19 protein-coding genes are annotated in these 22,492 nt (G+C 39.3%); all 19 read right to left on the bottom strand.

All coding sequences use genetic code 11. The features are described from left to right. Positions 1 to 49: 49 nt before the first annotated feature. The 19 genes from ACFIK8_RS07045 to ACFIK8_RS07135 all read right to left on the bottom strand — a co-directional run bounded on the left by ACFIK8_RS07045 (position 50) and on the right by ACFIK8_RS07135 (position 22,184). Complete coding sequence (locus ACFIK8_RS07045) at positions 50 to 2,044, bottom strand: BID domain-containing T4SS effector (RefSeq protein ID WP_375669072.1); 1,995 nt, start codon at positions 2,042 to 2,044, stop codon at positions 50 to 52. Between the two features lie 202 nt (positions 2,045 to 2,246). Next, complete coding sequence (locus ACFIK8_RS07050) at positions 2,247 to 3,530, bottom strand: BID domain-containing T4SS effector (protein WP_375647469.1); 1,284 nt, start codon at positions 3,528 to 3,530, stop codon at positions 2,247 to 2,249. Between the two features lie 325 nt (positions 3,531 to 3,855). Further along, the gene (locus ACFIK8_RS07055; RefSeq protein ID WP_375656183.1) at positions 3,856 to 4,803 is read right to left on the bottom strand and encodes a BID domain-containing T4SS effector; all 948 of its coding nucleotides are present in this window, start codon (positions 4,801 to 4,803) and stop codon (positions 3,856 to 3,858) included. Between the two features lie 321 nt (positions 4,804 to 5,124). After that, positions 5,125 to 6,294: a BID domain-containing T4SS effector gene (locus ACFIK8_RS07060; RefSeq protein ID WP_375647472.1), complete on the bottom strand. Its 1,170-nt coding sequence runs from the start codon at positions 6,292 to 6,294 to the stop codon at positions 5,125 to 5,127. Between the two features lie 313 nt (positions 6,295 to 6,607). Beyond that, positions 6,608 to 8,206 carry a BID domain-containing T4SS effector gene (locus ACFIK8_RS07065; RefSeq protein ID WP_375636363.1) on the bottom strand — a complete coding sequence of 533 codons (1,599 nt, stop codon included), beginning with the start codon at positions 8,204 to 8,206 and terminating at the stop codon, positions 6,608 to 6,610. A gap of 10 nt (positions 8,207 to 8,216) precedes the next feature. Then, the gene (locus ACFIK8_RS07070; RefSeq protein WP_375636365.1) at positions 8,217 to 8,420 is read right to left on the bottom strand and encodes a hypothetical protein; all 204 of its coding nucleotides are present in this window, start codon (positions 8,418 to 8,420) and stop codon (positions 8,217 to 8,219) included. Between the two features lie 1,022 nt (positions 8,421 to 9,442). Then, entirely contained in the window at positions 9,443 to 11,359 is a 1,917-nt protein-coding gene (traG, locus tag ACFIK8_RS07075; RefSeq protein ID WP_375636367.1) for a Ti-type conjugative transfer system protein TraG, read from the bottom strand. A gap of 154 nt (positions 11,360 to 11,513) precedes the next feature. After that, the gene (locus ACFIK8_RS07080; protein ID WP_375636369.1) at positions 11,514 to 13,148 is read right to left on the bottom strand and encodes a BID domain-containing T4SS effector; all 1,635 of its coding nucleotides are present in this window, start codon (positions 13,146 to 13,148) and stop codon (positions 11,514 to 11,516) included. A gap of 10 nt (positions 13,149 to 13,158) precedes the next feature. After that, a complete protein-coding gene (locus ACFIK8_RS07085; RefSeq protein WP_375620165.1) occupies positions 13,159 to 13,374 on the bottom strand; it encodes an antitoxin VbhA family protein in 216 nt (71 codons plus the stop codon). 65 nt (positions 13,375 to 13,439) lie between these two features. Next, positions 13,440 to 14,510, bottom strand: a complete 1,071-nt coding sequence (gene virB11, locus ACFIK8_RS07090; RefSeq protein ID WP_015856713.1) for a P-type DNA transfer ATPase VirB11 — start codon at positions 14,508 to 14,510, stop codon at positions 13,440 to 13,442. After that, complete coding sequence (gene virB10, locus ACFIK8_RS07095) at positions 14,507 to 15,667, bottom strand: type IV secretion system protein VirB10 (RefSeq protein WP_375644934.1); 1,161 nt, start codon at positions 15,665 to 15,667, stop codon at positions 14,507 to 14,509. Before virB10 ends, virB11 begins: the two co-directional genes overlap by 4 nt. Beyond that, a complete protein-coding gene (virB9, locus tag ACFIK8_RS07100) occupies positions 15,660 to 16,526 on the bottom strand; it encodes a P-type conjugative transfer protein VirB9 (protein ID WP_375636374.1) in 867 nt (288 codons plus the stop codon). The genes virB10 and virB9 overlap by 8 nt, the downstream gene beginning before the upstream one ends. After that, a complete protein-coding gene (locus ACFIK8_RS07105; RefSeq protein WP_273788313.1) occupies positions 16,523 to 17,227 on the bottom strand; it encodes a virB8 family protein in 705 nt (234 codons plus the stop codon). The genes virB9 and ACFIK8_RS07105 overlap by 4 nt, the downstream gene beginning before the upstream one ends. After that, positions 17,181 to 17,483 (bottom strand): hypothetical protein, encoded by a 303-nt coding sequence (locus ACFIK8_RS07110; protein WP_015856709.1) that lies wholly within the window; start codon positions 17,481 to 17,483, stop codon positions 17,181 to 17,183. The genes ACFIK8_RS07105 and ACFIK8_RS07110 overlap by 47 nt, the downstream gene beginning before the upstream one ends. A gap of 197 nt (positions 17,484 to 17,680) precedes the next feature. Then, positions 17,681 to 18,667, bottom strand: a complete 987-nt coding sequence (locus ACFIK8_RS07115; protein ID WP_375636376.1) for a type IV secretion system protein — start codon at positions 18,665 to 18,667, stop codon at positions 17,681 to 17,683. Beyond that, complete coding sequence (locus ACFIK8_RS07120) at positions 18,654 to 19,175, bottom strand: type IV secretion system protein VirB5 (RefSeq protein WP_375636378.1); 522 nt, start codon at positions 19,173 to 19,175, stop codon at positions 18,654 to 18,656. Before ACFIK8_RS07120 ends, ACFIK8_RS07115 begins: the two co-directional genes overlap by 14 nt. Then, on the bottom strand, positions 19,172 to 21,526 hold the full coding sequence (locus tag ACFIK8_RS07125) for a VirB4 family type IV secretion/conjugal transfer ATPase (protein WP_375636421.1): 2,355 nt from the start codon (positions 21,524 to 21,526) through the stop codon (positions 19,172 to 19,174). Before ACFIK8_RS07125 ends, ACFIK8_RS07120 begins: the two co-directional genes overlap by 4 nt. Before the next feature lie 22 nt (positions 21,527 to 21,548). Beyond that, positions 21,549 to 21,857 carry a type IV secretion system protein VirB3 gene (locus ACFIK8_RS07130; RefSeq protein WP_273788309.1) on the bottom strand — a complete coding sequence of 103 codons (309 nt, stop codon included), beginning with the start codon at positions 21,855 to 21,857 and terminating at the stop codon, positions 21,549 to 21,551. Then, positions 21,858 to 22,184: a TrbC/VirB2 family protein gene (locus tag ACFIK8_RS07135; RefSeq protein ID WP_375636380.1), complete on the bottom strand. Its 327-nt coding sequence runs from the start codon at positions 22,182 to 22,184 to the stop codon at positions 21,858 to 21,860. Between the last annotated feature and the right edge of the window lie 308 nt (positions 22,185 to 22,492).

The raw sequence follows: 22,492 nt of genomic DNA on the forward strand, positions 1-22,492 counted from the left end.
GGTAATTGCACCAAAGTTTTGTATGAAAAGCCAACAATTAGGAGATTTATCACGACAAAGCTATTGCTTTTGATGTTTCGGCTCTGCGCGGTCGAACATGCGGCTGGTCTTCTTGTCTAGAAGTTTCTGCAACCTCTTGATGCTGCTTTGCAGTTGAGCGTTCAGGTAACTTCGGGGACCGCGATAAGTTTTGCTGCTTTTGCAATTTTTTATCGGGATCGTTAAGCGGTTGATGACGTTTTTGTTGTTCTGCCTGATGGTTTTGCACAATGGTTTCTCTTAACTGTTTTACAGTTTCAGCATAATCCTTAATGGCGGTACACAGGGTAGGAAGATTTTCTTCAGCAGCTTTGCGTGCTCCATTTTTTATGCCAAGGACTTGCCTACCAGCAAGCGGAGCAAAAGATCTAGAAGGGTTTTCAATTTGAAATACAAGCTCTTCTCCTATCTCTGGAATTTTTTGCATATCTTCTATTCTATATTGCAAAATAAATGGATCATTATAAACAATTTCGCACCAATATTCGATCTCTCTTTGACCATATCGAACCGATGGATCTTGTTGAACTCTGCGGGCAATTTCCTGATTTGAGAGAGGCTTTATTTTCTTTTCTGAATTGAGCGGATTTTGTAAATGTTGATTTATTGGCTCTTTCTCTTGTGCTTGTCGCTGGTGTTGTTGTTCCGTGTGAGAACCTCGTGAAATCTTTTCACTTTTTGTATATTTTAAAGTATACACATAATCGTTAATGGCAGTACGTAGGGTAGGAAGATTTTCTTCAGCTTTTCTGCGCGCATGATTTTTTATGCCCAGAACTTTTTTACCAGCAAGCTTAGAAATAGACTTAGGCTGTTCTGTAACATCCCATAAGAGCTTTTCTCCCATATCGGGGTTTTCTTTGATTGCTTCTATTCTTTCTTCTAAAATAAGCTTGTTGCCATAAACCTTTTCGCACAAAAATCGTATTTCTTCTTGATATGCTACGAGTAATAGCTCTCGTTCCATTGTATTAATAGATTTTTTTTGTCCGTGAGACGGTTTTGGCTGTTCAATTGCTGTGTGTGGAGAGGCAGGTTTTGGGATGGCAGCATCGCTTTGTTTTCTGTTTTCCATATGGTGCGGTTTTCGTGAAGGAGGTACTGCATATGTTCCACTATCTTGTGATGATGAACTACTTTGTTGCCTGACTTTCATATGTGATGGTGTTTTGGGTCTAACACTTGGGTAGTGTGCTTCAGGATTCTGAATTTTTGCACCGTTTTGCACTCTGTCTCTCATGCGTGGGGGCGTCTGATGAGAAGGCGTTGCATAGCGACTTTCTTCTTCTTGAACTGTTGGTTTGTTTTGTTGCCTATCTTTTTCGCGTGGAGGTCTTTGTGGCGCTGCTTTTGTGTGCGGAGAGGAGTTTTCTTGGATTTTTGAGCTGGGGATTTTTGAACTGGGGATTGTTGTGCCGGTTTGTGTTTTTTCTCTCATGCGCGGAGGTTTTGGCGGAGCCACTTTTGTCTGTAGGGAGGGGGACTCTTGAACTGTTGGTTTGTTTTGTTGCCTATCTTTTTCGCGTGGAGGTCTTTGTGGCGCTGCTTTTGTGTGCGGAGAGGAGTTTTCTTGGATTTTTGAGCTGGGGATTTTTGAACTGGGGATTGTTGTGCCGGTTTGTGTTTTTTCTCTCATGCGCGGAGGTTTTGGCGGAGCCACTTTTGTCTGTAGGGAGGGGAACTCTTGAGCTGTTGGTTTATGTTGTTGTCTCTCTTTTGCACGCGGAGGTTTTGGCGGAGCCACTTTTTTTTGTGGGGGAGGCGTCTCTTGGTTTTTGGTGCTAGGAGGTATTGTGCTGGTTTGCACTGGGTTTTTCATGCGTGGGGGGGGCGGTGGAGCAATCTTTGGGTGGTGTGATAAATTTTCTGGGCGTTTTTGTACAGTTGGTTTTGGCAAACTTTGAGAAACTTGGGGAGGGGGGGTTCTGGTGGGGGATTGTTCAGTCTGTTGTTGAAATTTTTCCATCATTTCGGTGATAAAAGGGGAAGGATTTCTTTTTTTCATACATGTTCCTTTCAAACTCTTCCAATATTGTTTTTAAATACTATTTAAAAATGTACGTTGGTTTTTATTCTGTTGTATGCTTTTTCACTTGCTTTTATGAGAGAGGATATGAAACTGAATTGTTCACAAGATTTGGCTCTCTTGGCGCAAATGACCTTTGCCATGTGTTGCGCCAAGACGTTAGATTCAATGTGAAAACTTATTAGCTCGCAAAAGCCATCGCTTTTGGTATCGCAGTTTTGCGAGGACTAAAATCTGTTTCTCTTTGTTGAGTAGAGGTTGTTGCTTCTTCATGAGTTACTGTTGAATGCTCAGTGCGTTCAACAGATTGTGATAAGCGTTGTTGTTGATGCAAATCTTGCGTCCGTTTAGAAGATGGTTCATGGCGTTTTTGTTTTGCCTGCTCGGTTTGCAAAATGCTCTCTCTTACTTGTTCTACAGCCGTTGCATAATTGTCAGCGGCGTCAATTAAGTGAGAAAGACCAGCTTCAGCGTGTCTGCGTGCTTGATTTTTAAAGCCACAAAGACTGATACCAGCGTACTTGTGAAAAGATTGAGGATTTCCGACAAGTTGCTGTGCGAGCGCTTCTATTGTTTCAGGGTTTTGGAAAAGTTTTTCCACTTGTGATTGCAAAATGTTTGCGTTACCAAAAACAACTTCGCACCAATATTTGATCTGGGCATGGTGCCTTTTGACTTTTGAATGTTGTTGAATTTTGGTAGAAATTTCTGCCTCTGAAAGAGTTTCTTTTTCACGTTGATCTGGTTTTTGCAGAAGTTCAGTGACTGCTGCCTTTCCCATTAAACGTTCATAGTTTTTGAGTTCTTGCTCTGGAGATTGCGATAGACTCTCTCTTGCCTGTTTTACAGCTTTTGTATAACAATCAACGGTGACGCAAAGGGCGGAAAAATCTTCTTCCGCTTGTTTGCGCGTTCGATTTTTGAAGCCCAACGTACTGGTGCCTGAAAGTTTAGCGATACTTTCAGGATGGGCTGCCATGCGCCATGAGAGCTCCTTTCCTGCAGCGGGATTTTCTTGAATTTCCTCCATTTTTTCTTGCAAAATATTTGAATCTCCATATGCACTTGCGGATAAACGTTGGATTTCCTCTCGATATGTTTGAACCAATGAATGGTGTGGAAGCAATTGAATGATTTCTTCCTCTGAGAGAATTCTTGTTGCCCTTTTTAGAGAAACTTGTGAAGTAACTGTTGAATGTGTCGTTTCAGGTTTTTGCTGCCTTTTGGTAGAGCTACCTCTTGTTAGAAGCGTTGTTGGATTTGTTGATTCATGTACAGTTTCTTCTTTTAAAAGAGATTGTCTTTCCTCATCTTTTTCCGGTATGGATGACAGTCTTTTGCTTTGGGAAGGAGCTTCTTTATAGAGGCTTTCTGGGCTTGTAACCTCTGCCGCCGCTTTTTCATAGAGCGCTATAAGTTCTTGTATTGAAGGGGATGAAAAAGGGTGAGGGTGATCTTTTTTCATGCATGTTTCCTTTCAAGAATTGTTTTAGAAAACCTCTTTGGTGTACACTCTCGCCCTTTATATTTTTATGGTTTTTATAAGAAGATATCAAAATTGAGTGGTCTCCAAAGATCGGCGCTATTTGTCACCATCGTAATGGGACTTTGTGTCTTTTATACAGTTTTTTTGTGAAATTTTATCAATAAGTTATAGTCAATTACTGAATCCATTTTTAGGACTATTTTCTGTCACAAGATAAAACAATTCTTGGCGCAACCGCAATAAAACGATTTACGCCAAGAGATTACATGAAAAACAAAACTATCGTCTTTATGCTTATAACCCCTTACATGGCATAAGCCATACCGTGTCTTTGTCGTTGAGGACTGTGCTCTGGACTCTCCTGGTTTTGTCCTCTTGTGTGATGATGACGATGATGAGCTCTTTCAGCTTGCTGAGAATTTTCTTGATGGCGTCTTTGCTCCGCTTGAGGGGTTTGCAAAAGCCTCTCCTTTGCTTCTTTTACAGCCTTTGTATAACCATCAATAGCATCAACGAGTGGTTTAAAACCGTCTTCAGCTGCTTTGCGTGTTTGACTTTTTAAGCCAAGTGCGGAGCGGCCAGCAAGTTTATGTATAGATTCAGGATTTTCAGCAAGTTGATTTGAAAGGTCTTTTCCTTTACTGGGATCTGTAAGTATTCCTTGCAAGTGTTGTTGGAAAAGCGTGTCATTGCCATAAACGACCTTACCCCAGTGCATAACCTCTTCTCCATAAGCTTGGACATGTGGGTTTTTTAAAAGTATGACAGTTATTTGCTCAGCTGTGAGGGAAGATGAAGGTCTTCCTCTTTGTTGCGGAGCAACCTTTGTATAGTCTGTTTCAGGATCTTCTCTTCTTTGATGATGGTGTCTACCTTTTGAAGGAGAAATACTGCTAACTGATGCGTATGTAACTTCAGCTTCGTGTTTTGGGGGAGCAACCTCTGTATAGTCTGTTTCAGGATCTTCTCTTCTTTGATGATGGTGTCTACCCCTTGAAGGAGAAATACTGCTAACTGACGCGTATGTAACTTCAGCTTCGTGTTTTGGGGGAGCAACCTCTGTATAGTCTGTTTCAGGATCTTCTCTTCTTTGATGATGGTGTCTACCCCTTGAAGGAGCAATACTGCTAACTGACGCGTACAGAACTTCCTCTTCTGGGGTTGGTGTGTGCTGGTTTCCTCTGTTTGGTTTATTAACTGTTGCATAGAGGGCTTCTGGATTTGCAGAAGGGTGTGGATGATGTTTTTTCATGCATGTTTCCTTTCAATATTTTTAGAAAACCTCTTTGGTGCATTCCCCACTTTTAGTTTTGATAACTTTTGTACAAAGGAAGATATCCAACTGAATGACCACCAAAGATTTCGCGCTATTCAGGATCAGTGTGACGGACCTTTGTGTCTTTTATACAGTTTTTTTATGAAATTTTATCAATAAATTATGATAAATTACGGATCCACTTTTAGAACTATTTTTATAATATTTTAAAACAACTCTTGGCGCAATCGTAATGAAACGATTTGCGCCAAGAAATTCAATGAAAAATAAAAATTTATGTACTTTACGGGGGCTCACTTACATGGCAAAAGCCATTCCTTTTTCGCCATGTCTTTGCCGTTGTGGGCTGTGCTCTGGACTATTTTGTTCTTGTCCTCTTGTGTGATGACGACGATGATGGTGGTGATGCCTGTGTTCTGGGTCTCTTTCTGGACTTTCTTGTTTTTGACCTCTTTCATGTTCATGTGTAAATTGTTTATGGAGCTTTTGTGTGTTATGCATATGTCTCTCAAGAGCTGAGCAAAGGTGAGTAAACTCCTCTTCAGCTTCTCTGCGGCTTGGAGATTTTACACCAAGTATTTTGTGACCTGCAAGCTTACCAGCGCTTTGAGGATTTTCTGCAAGATCCCATAAGATTTGTTCTGCATTTTGAGGATCATCAAGGATCTTCGCAAGTGGTCCATTCAAAGCATGCTCGTTACCATAAACAACTCTGCATCGCTCTTGGATTTCTCTTACACCATATTGAAAGCTTGTATTTTGTAAAAGCTTTGTTGTAACAACATCTTTTGGGGTTCTGGGAGGGGAGATCTTGCCTGAGCCAACGCCTTGATATATGGGATTTTCTCGTTGTTCAGATTCTTGCCTGCCTTCAGCCCCCATGCCAACCGTTGCATAGACAGATTCGAGTGATTTTTGGGGAGAGAGACCACCACGTTCACCAAATTCAAGCTCTGCATAGAGATGTTCTGGTTCATGGGAAGAATGCCTACCCTGTGCATCTCCACCAACTGTGTCGTAGGGGGACGTTTGCCAACCTTTTGCCTCCAGATCGGTTACTGCATAGGGATCTACGAGTCTGTCGGCGCGTCGCCCATCACTTGGTTCTCCACCAAGTCTGTCATAGGGATTTCCTAGTGGCTTTTGGGGAGCATAGATCGTTGTTGGTGGTTGTTGAAGTGTATATTGTTGTGGGTTGCGCTGTTCTTTGGGTGGTTTGTTAACCTTTGCGTAGAGGTCTTCTACCTTAGAAGCTCCTAGGTTTTGTTGTTCTAGTGGCTTTTGGGGAGCATAGATCGTTTTTGGTGGTTGTTGAAGTGTATATTGTTGTGAGTTGCGCTGTTCTTTGGGTGGTTTATTAACCTTTGCGTAGAGGTCTTCTACATTAGAAGCTCCTAGATTTTGTTGTTCAAATTGTTGTCTTAGTTCATCTATATTGGTAGAAGCGGTTGGGTGACTTTTTTTCATGGCTGTTTCCTTTCAATATTTTTAGAAAACCTCTTTGGCTTTGGCGCATTCCCCACTTTTTGATAACTGTAAGACACAAGGCAGATATCGAATTGAATGACCTCCAAAGATTTTGCGCTATTCATATTTGTATATAGTGGATATTTATGTCTTTTATACAGCTTTTTTATGAAATTTTATCAATAAGTTATAGTAAATTACAGGATTCATTTTTAGGACTGTTTTTTGTAACATTCTAAAACAACTGGTGGGCGCAATGGAGATAAAATGATTTGCGCCAAGAGTTAGTTGGAAGGCAAAAGTTCACGCGTTTCTAGCCGGTAAGAGCAAGTGATGAAGAGCGATTAACTTTTAAGGTGTGAGCTTGACATTGTGCTTCTTTGGTGTTCCTTACAGTATTCGCAATTTCTTTTGCTCTGCTTTCCGATGTCCCAAGTAGGCAAGCTAGTCTGGTATAATCTTTTTCTTGTATGGCTTTACGATCTTCTGAAGATAGACGATTGTGTAGTTGGCGCGAAAAGTGATGGAGTTCTTGTCGCAGTGAACGAGAATGCAATAAAGCTTCTCTTTGTTGTTCTCCTGGTAAGGCAAACAGGTTTTGTAAATTTTTTCCAGGTGTTTCGACAGTGTGGCTCAGGCGTTTTTGTTCTCTTTGATGTTGCTCTAAAATTTCTTCTTTTGTTTGTTCTGTTATTGTGGCATAATTTTTAAGGGCTTGGCTGAGTTGTGGAGCAGTTTGTTCCGCCTGTCTGCGATTTGGACTTTTCATGTCAAGTATTTTTCTTCCTGCAAGTTTAGAAATTGATTGAGGGTTTTGTAAAATTTCATTGGCAAACTGATTTCCGAAGTTTGGATCTGCCGTTAAGATATCCGTTTTTGTCTTTAATGCGTGGGCTTTACCATAAACAGTCTTTGATAAATTTTCGATTTCTTTTCGGCATGCTTCAACATAAGGGTCATGTGAAATCCTTGTGAATAACTCTTCATGTGTGAGAGGTGCTAATGTCTCTTTTGGGATCAGTGTTTCTTGTAAGCTTTGAACGTTGTTTTTTTGAAAGCAGAGGCGGGCACCGTTGAGTAATGTTTTGACGAGTTCTGGGGGGAGATCATCTTTGTGGCCGACGACGAAAGCACCGTCTACTTCCATGACAAAACCTTCTGCTGAAAAACCTCTAAAGATGCCTTCATAGGGGATCCCTTCTTTTGCGGCAACAACAATACGATTGTTAATTTCATCCAGTCCAGCATTTCTCATTTGGGAGATGAATTCTTTTAAAACAAGGGATTTTTGCGGATGCGTGATATCTTCAAAAAGATCTTTCATCGGTTGGGGATTGCCATATTGCATGGCTTCAATACAAGCTGCTGTCATGCGTCTTTTTGTGATGAAAGAAAAGTCAATGGTATGTCCTGCTGCTTGTCCAAGTTTTTCCATAAACATTCGATTTACGCGCCCATTCCCTTTTCGGAAAGGATGTGCGTGCTCGAGCACCATAAAAACTTCAGCGGCATTTTCAGCAAATTCTTGGCGCGATAAACCTTTTAAATTGTTCTTCTCATTCAGTGTTTTTTCGAGTTGTTTTAACTCTTTTTTTATCTGTGGACCAATAGCAAAAGGAACTTCATAACCTTTGGGACGCATCGCCGGCATATGGGCAGAGGTTCCGTCTTCAAATGTAAAGGATATATCGCGGGTTTTTCCAGCCCATTCAAAAGTTTTGTGAAAGAGGCTCCAGTGGATTAATTTTAAATAAGTGGAATCAAATTTTTGTGGAAGTGGTTCATGGCGAAAATTGATGGCTTCTCTGGCGGTATCATGGGCACAGCGTTCATACAGTTTTTTGGGGTCTTTTATGCCATATTTATTTTTGAGTGTTAGGGTACCTTTATATAAATAATTTTGCTCTAACATATAATCTCTCCTAGGTAGGTGGGGTGGTGGTTGATAAGCGTCTTAAACGCTGCATGTGAAAAATTCCCCTTCGCGTATTCTTTTGAGATTTTGGTGTTATGAGAGGGAGCGCTTTTCCCTCAAGTGTATGGATGGTTGTATCGATCGTTTTGTGATACTTTTGAAAGGTTTTTGGTGTGAGAAATGCCAAATGTTCTGTTGTGATTGTTTTCATGTATATTTTCTTTTTTCATTTATTTTTGGAAAGCTTTTCTGATGTTTCCTTTGTTTATTATCTTGTGCTGTAAAATACTGCTATTGAGGGCGCTGATATGAATCCCATGAGTGGTCAGAAAATGGATTATCTACAAATTGACTCTGGATAAAACCTTCATTCTTTGAGGTGTAAGGAAGAGGTCAAAAAGAAAAATGTTGTTTAAAATTGTTGGTTTTTTACTTTTAACAAAGTTATTTGCAAGAGCGCTTTGATGAAGATCGTGGATATGGCGGGTGCAATCGCTCTTGGTTTGCGGATGGAGTTGGTACTTTTCATACACAGTACTCAGATTAGTGAATCTATGGGCAAAAGCAGTCATCAAAAATTTTTCTCCATTATGTTTTTCTTATTGCTCCATATGAACATCTTGCCATATGAACATCTTGTTTGTGTATTTTTGAAACAAATTGTTTTTTATTTTGTATTGTTACTCTTATCGTATTGCGCTGCTTTAAGATCCATAAGAGAGGAAACCCTTTCTTTAGTTGGGGAGAAAAGCCTTTTTTCAGCGCTTTATCTTTAAAATAGAACACTTTATGATATCGTAAAGGGGTAAAAGTTTGTATAAGAACGATTTATTCATTTTGATGCATATCTAAAATATTTTTTTGGAAAAAATCGATGTTCTTGAGTGTAGGTGTCTTGAGAGTTCTTATCTCAAAGATTAAATTTTGGGTTTTTTGTAGGGGATAAATTATACACAAAAAGCTTTGTAGGAATGTATTTACAGGCTTTCCTCAGTGGAGATGTTGGTTTAGTTATAGGTGATTTGAGGGGATTGGTGTTTTTTATAAAGACGATGGGCGCTGGTAAAACAATACACAAAATACAAAAAGGAAAAAACACGGTTTTTTTATCATGTTTTCCCTATGTGTGTGAGGAAGTGGGCAAAAACTTTTTGTTAACGGGCTTTTAAAAAACAGAAATGTATATTGTTTTTGTTGTTGTTCTTTTCATAGTCAAGATCTCATAATAGGAGGCTAGTTTTTCTTTTGTGGGGCAAAGCGGTTTTTGGCAGCTGCGGCTAACATTTCTTTTCTTCTGAAATAGATGGCGCGACCACATCGCAAAGGAGGTTGTCCTTGCATAAGAATAATTTGTTCATCTTGACGCATTTCTTGAATAACCTCATGGGGTAAAATCAGAGCTCTTTGTTGGTAATTGACGTTGTATGAACTCTTTCCTAAAGATAAGCCTCTTGATTTGCTTGTTCCGGTTACTTCAACAGTCATTTGGCCACAGCGTTCTGAAATGTCTTTGGCAGTTTGGAGGTCTTTAATGGCAGCATAGCTGACAAAGGAGCAGCTTTCAAACCATGAACGTGCTCCAGCTTCTCCAAAGTGATTGACCAACTGACCAGAGGATTGATAAAAAAGCATTAAAGATGTACCGTATTTACGTCCACGATCGCGCGCTTCTTCTAAAATATTCATATAGCCTAGAAGATCAACTTCATCTAAGACAAATAAAACACGCTTTTTATAGTTACCGTCTGCTGTAACCATGGCATTGAGAAAAGCGCCAATAATCACGCGTCCAATAGCTGGATAACTGTTTAAAATGCTTGCGGGGAGATTGAGAAAAACATCTGTATTGCCATTTGTAATATCTGAGGAAAAAAAATCATCTCCGCAGACAAGATCTGCGTAATTGGACAAAGAAAGCCATTGAGTGTCTTTTGATGCGGTTGTATAGACTCCTGAAAAGGTTTGCTCTGCCATTTCTGTAAAAATACCAACCATTTCGCGAATAAAAGGAGAAGGTGTTGTTTCTTGAATCATACGTAGTTGATTGACAACAGCTGTTTCTGATTGAGAGAGAATTCCACGCAATGTTTTTAAATTGCGCTCGTTGTCTTTATATTCATCAGAAAATATAACATGAGCAAGAAGGGCTGTTAAAAGGTTATGAGCTTGTGTCGAGAAATATTCCGCTGAAGAATTGTCTGATTTTTTATCTGTAAGAAGCAATTTAGAAAAGCTTACAATATTTGCTTCGCGTTGTGTGCGTGGTACGCTGTCGTCTAAAAGCCAATCAATGACATTAAAATTTTTTGTTAAAAATGAATTGGGATCGAGAACAATGACATTTCTATTCCCCATCTTTTGACGCGCAAATTTGACCATTGGGGCAACTTCTGTTGAAGGATCAAGACAAATAATAGACCCTGGATAGGTTAGACACGTGGGAACTACTGTACTTGTGGTTTTATAGCCACCAGAACCAGCAAAAAAGATCATATGAGTTGAACCAAAATCAAGATTAAAGGTTAGCAAAGGGGCTGTTCCCCCCTTTCCCCATGTTGTTTTATTGCCAGGTGAAAAGGGAATTTTGCACACATTATCTTGATCAACACGGTATCTTTCCCCCACAACAATTTGCCCATTGGCAGGAAAAATTTTCGCTGCCTCTCTTAAATTCATCCATGCGGATTCACCAAACACACCTTTTTTTGCACGCTTGACCTTATTTTTAGGTGGAGAGGTTGTTATGAATTGAATAATGGAAAAAAAACCACCAATGATGATGCCAAAGACAACCATGGGGTCCATGAATTGAAGCGCATAATTCCACGTTATTCCTTGTTGTCCAACATAGGGACCTAAACGTTTTATTTCTCCACCAATATAGTAAAGAGCTGTGGTTCCAAAAAAGATAAGGGAAACGAAAGTAATTCCTTTACGTAAGTGCAGCTTTTGCGAGAGACTATAAAACAATGACACAGCAGCTGTTAGTGCTAGGACTAGTAAAGGTTCTGAACGAAGAGTCCAATAAATTTGATTGCTCTTTAGTCCATTTGTTATAAACAACAAAAAATGAGGAACAAGGAATATCGTTAAAGCACCTAAAGCGATTGGTGTTAAAATGAGCACCATTTGTGTCTTGGTATATTTCATTGTATTTACTTTCAATTCTATCAGACTATGCTGCTAAAAGCTCTTTTTTCAGGTGTGTGATATTAAACTCTCTCTTTTTTGAAAAAGCGCAGATGACGCCAAACAGTTCTCGTTTATGAGCCCTTCTTATAAAGTAGGAAGCTTTTATCCATTCTTAGCAAGCCATAGAAAATGCTTTGGAACGATGCATTGTGCATACTTGTGTTTGCTGATGTAGTTCTTTGGCTTGCTTAACGGTTTGTGTAATTTGTTTGGCTTTATTTTCTGATACACCAATGCTTTGAGCCAGTGTTTCATACTCATTATTTTTGACAGCTTTATGTTCAGTTAGTGAGAGACGGCTATTGATGTTTTTTACAAAGTCGGTAAGCTCTTTTTGAAGTAAAGGATTTTTTGCTAAAGCTTCTTGCTGTAATTCTTTTGGCAAGGTGAAGAGCTCTTGTAAGCTTTTGCTTGGCATTTTTACTATTTTTGCACGACGACTTTGTTCTGTTGCATGTTCTTGAGTAATTTCCTTCTCCGCATGTTTTACAGCATGGGCGAAATTTGCAACGGTAGTACAGAGCATCTCAAGATGATTTTTAGCGTTTGCACGTGCTTGATTTTGTAGTCCGCATAAACTGAAACCTGCAAGATGAGAAACAGAGTGCGGTGCTCTTTCAATCTGGTTGGCGAGCTGTTGGCCTAAGCTTGGATTTTTGATGATCTCTAGCATCTGTTTATCTAATGTTTTTTCTTTACCATAAACAATTTTTGCCAATTTCTGGACCTGTTTTAAGCTTGCGTGGACGCAAGAATCTTCTGCAACCATTTCGGCTTTTTTATTTTCTGTCAAAGGAGCTAATCTTTCTTCTGGAATGAGAATGCTTTCAAGCTCTTTTGTTTTTGGAACTGTAAAGGTAAATTTGTCACCGGGTTTTAATGTTTTGAGTTGTTCTGGTGTGAGATGCTCTTTATTGCCGATGATATAAGCCCCTTTCACATTGAATGCAAAGCTATCATAACCAGCACCTCTATACATCCCTGTGTAGGTTTCACCTTCTTTTGCAACCATAACGGGACGATCATTAACATTGCGCCCAAGTTCTTTCATGTTGTTCATGAATTCCTTTAAAAGAAGTATTTTATTGGGATTAGAGATATCCTCAAATAGATGTTGCATTGGTTCTAGATCACCATTTTCTGCTACAGCAACACTGGCGAGCATCATGCGTTCTTTTGTAACAAGTGAAAAATCAAGCTGATGGCCTGCTGCTTGAGCAAGCTTTTCAAAAAAGACCCGTTGTGTACGTCCGTTGCCTTCTCTAAAAGGATGGAGTTGGTTAAGGAAGTTAAATAAGCTTATTGCTTCAGAGTTAAATTTCTCACGCGTTAAGCCTTGCAAATTATCTTTTTCGGCAAGTGTTTGATCTAATTTTTGTAAACCTTCAGGGATTTCATCACCGAGTGCAAAAGGATTTTCCCATCCTGTTCTTTTCATTTCGGGCATAGCGGCTGTGGTACCATCTTCAAATGTAAAGGGAAGATGGCGAAGATGACCAGCCCATTCAAAGGTATTTTTAAACAACTGATAATGAATAGAGCATAGATAGGAGGTATCAAATTTTTCTGGTAGGGGGGCTTCACGCAGATTAACCATCGCTTTTGCTGTATCATGCGAGCATTTCTCCAGAAAGGATTTCAAGTTTTTTATTCCATATTTATTTTTGAGTGTTGTGGTGTTCGGGTAGACATAATGATGGGGAGAAACTGTCTGTATATTTTTTGTTTTTTCTTTTGCTTTTGGCATTGTAGCTTCCTTATAATGTTACGTTGTCCATGAGAGTATTAAATTCCTCGAGTGAAATATTCCCCCTTGCATATTCTTCTAAAATTTTTAGCGTTTTGGAATGTAGCGCTATTCCCTCTATTGCATGAGTGCTGATGGCTGCTTCAACCGCTTCACGGCGTTGTTTTAATTCTTCCACTGTCATCGATAAAAGATTTTCGCTGTTTTCTGTTGCTTTGGTTTTCATGTATTTTTCCTTTTATGTGCAATCGTTGCTTTAAAAGAGCCTTTAGCAGCCGATGTGATCTTCTTTTAGTCTCCTCCAAAGATGTTTCGTTGTTTGAAGGGATCATAATAAATTTCTGTGACCTTAAATTTTCCTTCAACCCGTTTGCATTGGATGATGATATCAATCATTGAAATCAACAGTCCTCGAATATCATCACGCTCTAAATCACCTCCTCCGTCACTTTCTTTGACCAAAAGGGTCATTTGCTCAAAGGCAGCAAGGGCTGTTGAGGCATGAACAGTTGTAATGGAACCTGGATGACCTGAATTGACATTGCGGATATAATAAAAGGCTGTACCATCTCTAAGTTCTTGCAAAAGAATACGATCAGGACGCATCCGTAAAGATGATTCAAGCAATTCTTTGGGTCCAACAGAGGCTAAGCCTTGTCCATCTTTTGAATAGAACATCGAGACATGATTAGGGTGCGGTATCACCAATTCTTGTGTATCTTCAATGGTGATAATACGCTCTTCTTGAGGGATTTTGGCGATTAATGCTTTTGATAATGTTGTTTTACCTGAACCAGTTTTTCCTGCAATTAAAATATTTTTCTGGCATTTTACAGCTTGATTTAAAAAGGAGACAAAGTCTTTATTGCAGTAGGCATGAGCTAAGTTATGCTCGATGATTTTGAGTTCGTTAAAACGAGAAAGATAATCATTCAATGGCGTGAAAGATATCTGTTCACAGAGCGAAAACAGACCTTTATTCGCGAGCTCTTCGAGAGAAAAACTTTGCGATGATGGTTTGCGAATTGTCATACTAATCGTGTTTTTTTCGACAGCCGGCGGAATAACAACTTGAATGCGCTCATTACCTGGCAGAGTAGCCGATAATATTGGATTCTTGTCTGATATGTTTTGCTTGGAATAGGACGCGACAACTTTTGCAATCCCCATAAGCTCATTAAAAGAGAGAGCCGGTGCTTCTATTGTTTTCCATCCATCAATACCTTCCGTCATTACTTGATAGGGACGATTGATAACAATTTCAAAAAGACTTTCATCTTTCAAAAAAGCACGGATGGGTTCAAGTTTTGTGAGAACAATCGCGATGGTTTCATCGCTCATGGTATGTAAATTTGAGTTCATTCTAAAGGTATCGCAGAATTTTTGTAAAAGTTTCTTGAAACAGCTCGATTGGTAATCTGTTTTTTGTTTTCGATGACTTTCAATTTATAAACGCTGGAAAAATCTAAATCGCGGGCAACAAAGATATTCACCATTTCTCCTTGGTTTTTGGATAATGTTGGAGGAATATTGGCATAATTTTCGACGACAATATTTGCAATATTTTGTCCTGAAGAGATTGTTTCAGTTTCTTCTTTTTCTTGTTTTTTTGCTAAACGTTTATTGGCATAGTTTGTCACATCTTTTATCAGGGAAACAAGAAGCGCAGATCCAATCCTCTCTAACCAATGGTTATCAATATCTCCATCTATACCAGAACGCCCTAAACTGTCTGTTGCAGGTGAAGCTAAGGATATAATGATACCATTAGGGGTTTTTGCTCTATTCCATAGCACAAAGAGACGTGTTTGGCCTTTTTTCAATCCGGCGCGATATTCACCAACAATTTGGGTACCTTTATCGAGAAGGACAACACGACCATTGTCTGATAAGATATCTCTGGAAACGATACAGCTGGCAAAACCTTGTTGATCACTGTTGATGGCTGTTTCTAAAATACAAGGGATAGAAGTTCCCATCGCGATGATGTAGTTTCGATTGCCAAGGGTTGAAGCACGAATACCTTCAAGCACTGTGGGTTTGAGAAGATGATTAAAACGTTGTGTCGTTTCATCAGGTTTACTTTCAAGTTGGTGAGGCAAAACACCATTATTTGTTTGTGAATCTATTTTGCCTTGTTGTGTATTTGCATAAGCTAATACAGGAGCACGTTGTGCTGCTTCCAACAGTGAGTCATCAGAATTTAATTGATTGATGTTTGGTGTTGGTAGCTCGACTTTTGGCAATAGAGCGTTATTTCGTTGAGGCTGTTCAAGGGGGGAAGGGGTAGGCTTTGCAGGGCGAAAAAGCTCTGTTTGTTTTATAACTTTTCCTTCTTTTGAAGATTCAATTGGTTGTTTTTTTTCTGTAACAAGTGTTGAATAGGCTAAATAAAGACAGACACTGAAAAGAATAATAAGAGCAATAGCTTTTCCTGCATTGTTCTGTTGACTTTTTCCTTGAGCATTTTTTATTGTATCGCGATCATTAATGCTTTTTTCATCCACGGTGTTATTCATGGCTGCTTCCTAGGTTCACTTTACGTTGTACAGATGGTGATGTCGTACCTGTTTCAGGGTTAATTCCTTCTGGTACGAACCTTTTATTAAAGATGCACAATACTTCATTCCCACGCCGTAGCGTGAATTGTGCAGCTGTTGCATGAACAATAACCTTGTTGCCTTTAATTGATTTGGGAATAAGCGCTTCTTGCCCATCAGGCGATACAATGTAAATGGCAGGGATTTCAATGTTGCCTAAAAAGGTAAAGGTTGTTGTTTTTCCATTATCATAGACAGAAGCAGGTTCAATGAGGGATGAACCTTGGGCTTCATAAGCCCAATTGCGTGGTCCAAAATCTTCATGGATATTTAAAACATCATTGACAAAGTTTTCTTCACGTTGTTTTGCTTTTTCTGCTTCGGCTAATTTCTTACGCAAGGCTTCATCTTCTGGATAACGAAACTTTACCAAGAAATATGTCTCATTGCCAGCTGAAACATCGCCTTCACGGATTTGCAGCTCGAATTGATAAGATCGTTGTGTTCCATCTTGACGGCTTGTGACAATTTGTAAATTGGTCACAGGTTGGATTTCACGTGGTTTGAGAAAAACAAAGTGACCAGCCGGTGCAACTTGCCAAGCAACGGAATTTCCAATTCCTACATAGGTTACTTCTTCGTCATCGGCAAATTCCAGCTGAACTGAAGAGCGAATGGAGCCAATGATTTGTACGACGTTGTAGGGGTCATAATTGACAAATCTGATGCGGTTATCTTTACGTGCACTGACAGGCGCTGTTTCTGCAAGTGAGAGGACAGTGTGAAAGTTGAGAGTGATCGTAAAAATTAAAAAGGTTGTTTGTAAAAGTCTGATCATTTTATCACCTCTGGATCAGATCTATATTCCGATACTTGAAAACCAAGAGGGTTGATGAGACGATCAGACGTTGAAATGTGTGCGTTCACGTAGGAAAAATTTAATATTGAAATCCAATGGGAAATATTTTCTTTTTCATTAAAGTCTCTGACCGTTTTATAGTAACGAACTTGGATAAGATCTTTGCTTATAAAAGAGATTGATTTTATTGTGACGGTAGCAATCATGTTATGATAAATATTTTGCGGACTTTCTGGATTATTGCCCGCGTACCATTTTGCAAAACGGTTTTGTTCTTTTGGAGAAGATAAAAGAGAAACTAAGCGAAAATTGTTTTCTGCTTCTGATGCTTGAAAACCTTCACGGGCACGAACATATTGGCTGGCAAAATAACGCGTTATCGCTTCATCATAGTCGTTAGGGGATTCTTTGAGGGCGCTTACAGTATCAATAATGCCTGTTGAGTTATCGACGCGGATAACAAAAGGCTCTACCGTTTTTAAAGGCGTCAAAGCTGCGACAGCTAAAGCCAGCGCAATCGTCATCAATCCAAAAAGCACTGTTAAAGCCATGGAAATTTTCATTCGCACGCGCATGCTATGCATGCGATCAATGTCAAATGAGCGCGCTTCTTTTATATATTCTTCAAGGGCATCACTTTTCACGCGTAACCTCCACAGTTTTATCAGATCGTGCTTCATGAATAACCGGCTTTAATAAAGCTGAATTGGCTGTTGCTTTTTCACTTTCTAAAGTATTGAGAATGATGGGAGTGGTAACAGTCCTTACGCTCTTTTCTGGGTGGACAACGTTTTGATTGTCCCAATTCCACTTATCTTTATTTAAAGCACGGGTATGTTTGCCATTGCAGCGTGGTGGTTTTTTGGGGCCACTCAAAGAGGCACAACCAGTAAGAGCGATTGTTAGGACCATAACAAAAGTTATTTTTCGTTTCATTTTTTGAACTCACAAATATCTTGGAATACAATGCATGAGAGCCTTTATTCTGGACACTTTTAAAAGTCTATGTGATTGGTTTTGTTGTAAGATCTAAGATGTTAGATCTTACCTGAAACAGGATCATGGCGCGTGCGCCAAAGGGCGCACGCAAGGCAAAAACAAAAATGCTTATTCTTTTAAAGAGGTGCTTTATCTTAAAACCGACCACGACCACCTCCAGATCTTCCTGCTTTTGCTGCCGCGCTTGCCACACCTTTAGTAGCGTTACCGGCAGCACCTGAGATTTGTAAAGCAGCATTTTTTACTGTATTAGCACTCGTTCTTGCACCATTGGCAAGCATTGTGAAAACCTGTCCCCCTGAAGAGACACCAGTGTTAAAGTATGGTCCACCAGAGGCCAGCGCTGTTGCAATACCGGGAAGCGCACGGAAGATAATAACCCCTATGATCGAAATGACGAGGACAGGGGGGAAAAGAACATAGATTGATTCATATGAAACTTTGAGAACCTGTAGAATAACTTGACATATAATTGTTCCAAGCATGATCACGAGAACCTGTAAAATGGTAAAATTGATCAAAGTTGTAATCCATGCATCGGTGTATTTTCGCGTTGCGTTGAACAAATACAAACTAATGAATAGAGGCCCAAGACCTATAATCATTACGAGAGCAACTTGTGCAAACATTTGCACAATAAAACCACCTATACAAAAAAGAATAACGGCTAAAAGCATGATAGAACCAAGAAGCCCCACAATGATCTTTTCAAAAAACCAAGCATTGTATAAAACTTCTTGATAGCGAGCATTTGCCTTTAACAAAATATAATCAAAAACATTGGAGCTTGCAGGATTGCTGTTAAGTGCATTCCCAATAGCGTTGGATAAATCATTGAAGAAAATATCCTTGACATAAGTATTAAATGTATCCGCATTCGTTGCCATTGTTGTCACAACAACGATTTTAACAACATTATTGAGAAGACTATGCATGGAAAGCGCAACGCGACCTGTCATAACATTATAGCCATAAAGAAAGATAAAAATGATTGCGGCGAGATTTAAGGGTGCTGAAATAGCAGAAGATAACCCTCTCACCGTTGTGTCCATCACATTATCGAGAGGGGTTAAAATATACCCAGAAACGCTTTCAAATGGAGAAAAACTAAAGTCTGACATTTGTATTCGTACTTCCAAGTTTTTCTTTTAATTGTTTTTCTTTTTCTTTTAATTGTGCCTCAAGGTATTTATGCTTTTGTTGTTCCATTTCTTCACGCATTTCGTCTTTTGTTTTCGTATCTCTTGCTTGAATCATATCAAGAGACTGAAGTTTTAAAGAAGCCACTTGAAGATCGGCTTGAAGAAGAGAAAGTTTTACTTGAAGCTCTTGTTGAAGAGCTTGAAGCTTCTGCAACTCTTCAAGGCTAGGTTTTTTTACAGCTTCTGTTGCTGTTGTATCTGTTTGTGACTTAAGTTGTTCAAGTTGATGACTTATTGCTTTAATTTTTTTTGCAGTTTCAGTTGCAGTTTTATATATGCTTTCAGCTGTTTCTGATTTTGCAGCATCTAATTTTTGTGTATTCTCGAGTGCTTGTTTATAATATTCATCCGCATCGGGTGTCGTTTGTGATATTGCATGAGAAATAAAAGAAAAAGATAACAGTGTAACTAAGCCATATTTTTTCATTGATTTTTTCTCCTTTGATAAAATATGGGCAGCCATTTGTCAGGGTCTGCTCCATATTCGTTGATAATTTCATTCATGAGTTCAATGTTTTTTGTTGTGCCGCTTAAAACGGCGATCTCATCATTCATTCCACGTAAGTTAAGTTCTGCAACGACGGAACTTTGTCCTTGTTTGACGAGAAAACGGCGGGATTCTCTGCTTAATTCTGACTGTATCAGTTCAAATTCACGCTCAGTAAGTTTGAAAGCTTCGACATAATCATTGTAATTTGCTTTTTGATTTGGAAAAAATATTTGGGTGGGGCACTGCTCAATAATTGTGTGCGCGATTGTTGAGTTCAAAGCATCTTTAGGGCTTTGTGTTGCAAAGAGCATCATGCCATTTTGTTTACGGATTGTTTTTAGCCGATCTTGCGCAAAAGCTTTGAATGAATCATCTTCCAAAGCTTTCCAGAATTCATCAACGACAATAATGATGCGCCGCCCATCAATCAAATCAAGAATGCGGTGAAAGAGATACATCATTAAGGGGCGCCGAATTTCTTCATTGTCTAAGAAATCGGTCATGTCATATCCAATGAACTGTGCATTTAAATTGAGATCATCTTGATCATTATCAAAAACCCACCCTAAATCATTGCCTCTAATCCAGCGTTGTAGTCGTATGGCGATACCTTCTTTTGATGTGTTGTCAAAAAACAGTTGAAGTGCACCAAGAGAGCGTTGTGTTGGGGGTAAGTTTTCTAAAGAATCGATGGCTTTGGCGATATCTTGTCGCTCTTCTTCTGTTACGATTTGCCCTTCAGCGCTTACCAGCTTTAAGATCCAATTACGAAGAAAGATTTTATTTTTTTCAGTGTATTCCATGCCCTTTAAGGGAGAAATCCCTGTGGGCTGCCCATTTTTTAGAGGTTTATATTTTCCTCCTCCAGCTCGTACAAAAATCTCTGCTCCTTGATCTTTGTCAAAAAAAACCATTGTTGGATTGTGTTTTTGTAATTGTGCAAGAAGAAAATTAACAATCACTGTTTTACCAGATCCCGATGGACCACAAACAAACGTATTTCCAAGATCGCCATAATGAAAATTAAAATAGTAAGGTGAACCTGCCTGTGTTTTTAGCAATGCGACAGCAGCTCCCCAAACATTATCGTTTAGTTTGCCAACAGGGAAAGAATGGAAGGGCGATAAAGCGGCAAAATTTCTGCTGGTAATAGCGCCTGAACGCGCACGATAGCTAAAGTTTCCAGGAAGCTGTGCCCACCATGCTGCTTCCAAGCCTAAATCTTCTCTGGCAATTACGGCTCCCCCATTGGTTAAATGGGCTCGTGCTTTTGATAAGTTTTCAGTCAATATTTTGGGATGATCAGCAAAAACAGCTAAAGAAATGTGATGCTCGCCCAAAACAAAACGGTTTGATTCTAAATCATCTAGCGCTTCATCGAGTGCATCAATTTGTGAACTAGCACGGTCAGCTGCATTGATCATTTGATTTTGCTTGCGGCTCATAATCGCACTGGCGGCCGCCTTACTTTTAAAGACAAAGGATTGTGTTAAAATGAATTCAAATGGTACCGTAAGCAAACCATCAGTCATACCAGGGCGTGTTTTAGAAGGGTATTCTTTCCATCCAAACATGCCAGCAAAGCGTTCATTACTTTCATGGCGAATTTCGATAATTTCTTTCCCAAAAATAACACGATCCGAGTAAATCGTTGAAGCAATAGTTCCAAATGTGAGAGGAATACGCTCACGTCTTCCCCCCACCAGCTGGTGGAGAAATTCACTTTGTTCAGAAAATAAAATACCTTCATGTTCATAGATTGATAGCAGACGGACTTCATACTCTTCTAAACCTTGCATAAGATCTTGACTTAACTCTTCGAGTTTACGAACAGCTTCCTCATCGGGTTCAGATTGTGTTTTCTTCGCTTTACTTAAGCGCTGAAAAAATGAAACCAGTTGTTCTGTTTTATCTACTGCGGGATTCCAAAGCAGTGAAATAAACAGATCATTTCTATATAGTTCTTGCGAAACCATTTTCTTTTTATATTTTTCATCTAATGTTGTTGCAAAAGATGAAAGAAAATGACCTTCTGGGTAGATCGTTTCACGGCGGCGGATGATGTGAGAATATAAAGCAACCCGTTCATCTGCAATATTTTTTAAAAGGGTGTTTAATTGGTTGTGTAAAGAATTTAATTGATCAATATCCGCAGTGTCAAAATTTACGCCCTCAACAGCCATCACAACCATTAAACAGCGCGAATTTAAAGCAACGACATGTTGGTTGATATAGCGTATATAGGGAATATATTCTTCAGGCAAAGTTTCCCGTTTCATTATTGACATCTGTTTCACCGGTTTGGCTCCTTCAGCTTAGTTCCTTATAAGTGCGGATAAGGCGTAAGGGGGAGGTAGAACCTCCTCCCCATCGGTTGAGGTTTTTTTGTTTTCCTCGGGTATTGAGCCAAGCAAATAATACGCGAAATTGGTTGTGATCATGTTTTGTCACTTCACGCAAAATAAAGTGCATCCCAATACCAAAACCAATCACGGTAAAACCACTCGTTAAAATAAAAAGAACGGACGTCGCCATGACATTGAGCGCCATCGCTTCCATTGTGACACCGGCAAACATGGACGGTCGTGTACAGGCAAGGAAAAGAGTGTCTTCGTTCATTTATGCCGTGCTCGCTAATTTACCGACAAGAGTAGGGGCACCAAAAACAATAGCAATACCAAGAACACAGTAAGCTGCTTTGCGTAAATCAATAAAGCCGTACATCCAGCCAATACCCACAGCAGCAACACATATAATTGCAATAAGCTTTGCCGTTGGACCCGTCATCATTGTGACAATGCTACCTAAAACACCTTCAAGTTTTGCGAAACCACTCCCATCAGCAGCAGGAGCAGCATAAGAAGGATCTGATACAAGCAATGCTGTAAAAAGCAGCATGGTCATGATAACGATAAAAATGATGTTCTGGGATCTATTATCTGTCATTTTACCTCTCTTTAACAAATAATATTTGTTCATATGTCGACATTCTATTGCCTCTAAAAACTGAAAAATGCTGTTATTTGATGACAGTTAATTCTTCTCGTTTGTTTGTTTTAAAAGCCTTGATAGTGGATCTGTTCACTCTCAAACTCTTTTTCTTAAAGAGACAGAAGTCTTTTCAAATTGAGATTGTGTTACATAAAAATGGCAATTTTAAGTTGTATTCATTGGTAAAGACAATAATATTAAAACAATGCAAGAAGGAATATTATTCTTTACAAAATGTAGTTAATATGCAACACAAATATCTG

The sequence above is a fragment of the Bartonella sp. MR168JLCBS genome (genome assembly GCF_042194175.1).

Excerpts from the sequence above, each read along its gene's own strand:
- ACFIK8_RS07045 (WP_375669072.1), bottom strand. The coding sequence starts at position 2,044 with ATGAAAAAAAGAAATCCTTCCCCTTTTATCACCGAAATGATGGAAAAA.
- ACFIK8_RS07050 (WP_375647469.1), bottom strand. The coding sequence starts at position 3,530 with ATGAAAAAAGATCACCCTCACCCTTTTTCATCCCCTTCAATACAAGAA.
- ACFIK8_RS07055 (WP_375656183.1), bottom strand. The coding sequence starts at position 4,803 with ATGAAAAAACATCATCCACACCCTTCTGCAAATCCAGAAGCCCTCTAT.
- ACFIK8_RS07060 (WP_375647472.1), bottom strand. The coding sequence starts at position 6,294 with ATGAAAAAAAGTCACCCAACCGCTTCTACCAATATAGATGAACTAAGA.
- ACFIK8_RS07065 (WP_375636363.1), bottom strand. The coding sequence starts at position 8,206 with ATGTTAGAGCAAAATTATTTATATAAAGGTACCCTAACACTCAAAAAT.
- ACFIK8_RS07070 (WP_375636365.1), bottom strand. The coding sequence starts at position 8,420 with ATGAAAACAATCACAACAGAACATTTGGCATTTCTCACACCAAAAACC.
- traG (WP_375636367.1), bottom strand. The coding sequence starts at position 11,359 with ATGAAATATACCAAGACACAAATGGTGCTCATTTTAACACCAATCGCT.
- ACFIK8_RS07080 (WP_375636369.1), bottom strand. The coding sequence starts at position 13,148 with ATGCCAAAAGCAAAAGAAAAAACAAAAAATATACAGACAGTTTCTCCC.
- ACFIK8_RS07085 (WP_375620165.1), bottom strand. The coding sequence starts at position 13,374 with ATGAAAACCAAAGCAACAGAAAACAGCGAAAATCTTTTATCGATGACA.
- virB11 (WP_015856713.1), bottom strand. The coding sequence starts at position 14,510 with ATGAACTCAAATTTACATACCATGAGCGATGAAACCATCGCGATTGTT.
- virB10 (WP_375644934.1), bottom strand. The coding sequence starts at position 15,667 with ATGAATAACACCGTGGATGAAAAAAGCATTAATGATCGCGATACAATA.
- virB9 (WP_375636374.1), bottom strand. The coding sequence starts at position 16,526 with ATGATCAGACTTTTACAAACAACCTTTTTAATTTTTACGATCACTCTC.
- ACFIK8_RS07105 (WP_273788313.1), bottom strand. The coding sequence starts at position 17,227 with ATGAAGCACGATCTGATAAAACTGTGGAGGTTACGCGTGAAAAGTGAT.
- ACFIK8_RS07110 (WP_015856709.1), bottom strand. The coding sequence starts at position 17,483 with ATGAAACGAAAAATAACTTTTGTTATGGTCCTAACAATCGCTCTTACT.
- ACFIK8_RS07115 (WP_375636376.1), bottom strand. The coding sequence starts at position 18,667 with ATGTCAGACTTTAGTTTTTCTCCATTTGAAAGCGTTTCTGGGTATATT.
- ACFIK8_RS07120 (WP_375636378.1), bottom strand. The coding sequence starts at position 19,175 with ATGAAAAAATATGGCTTAGTTACACTGTTATCTTTTTCTTTTATTTCT.
- ACFIK8_RS07125 (WP_375636421.1), bottom strand. The coding sequence starts at position 21,526 with ATGTCAATAATGAAACGGGAAACTTTGCCTGAAGAATATATTCCCTAT.
- ACFIK8_RS07130 (WP_273788309.1), bottom strand. The coding sequence starts at position 21,857 with ATGAACGAAGACACTCTTTTCCTTGCCTGTACACGACCGTCCATGTTT.
- ACFIK8_RS07135 (WP_375636380.1), bottom strand. The coding sequence starts at position 22,184 with ATGACAGATAATAGATCCCAGAACATCATTTTTATCGTTATCATGACC.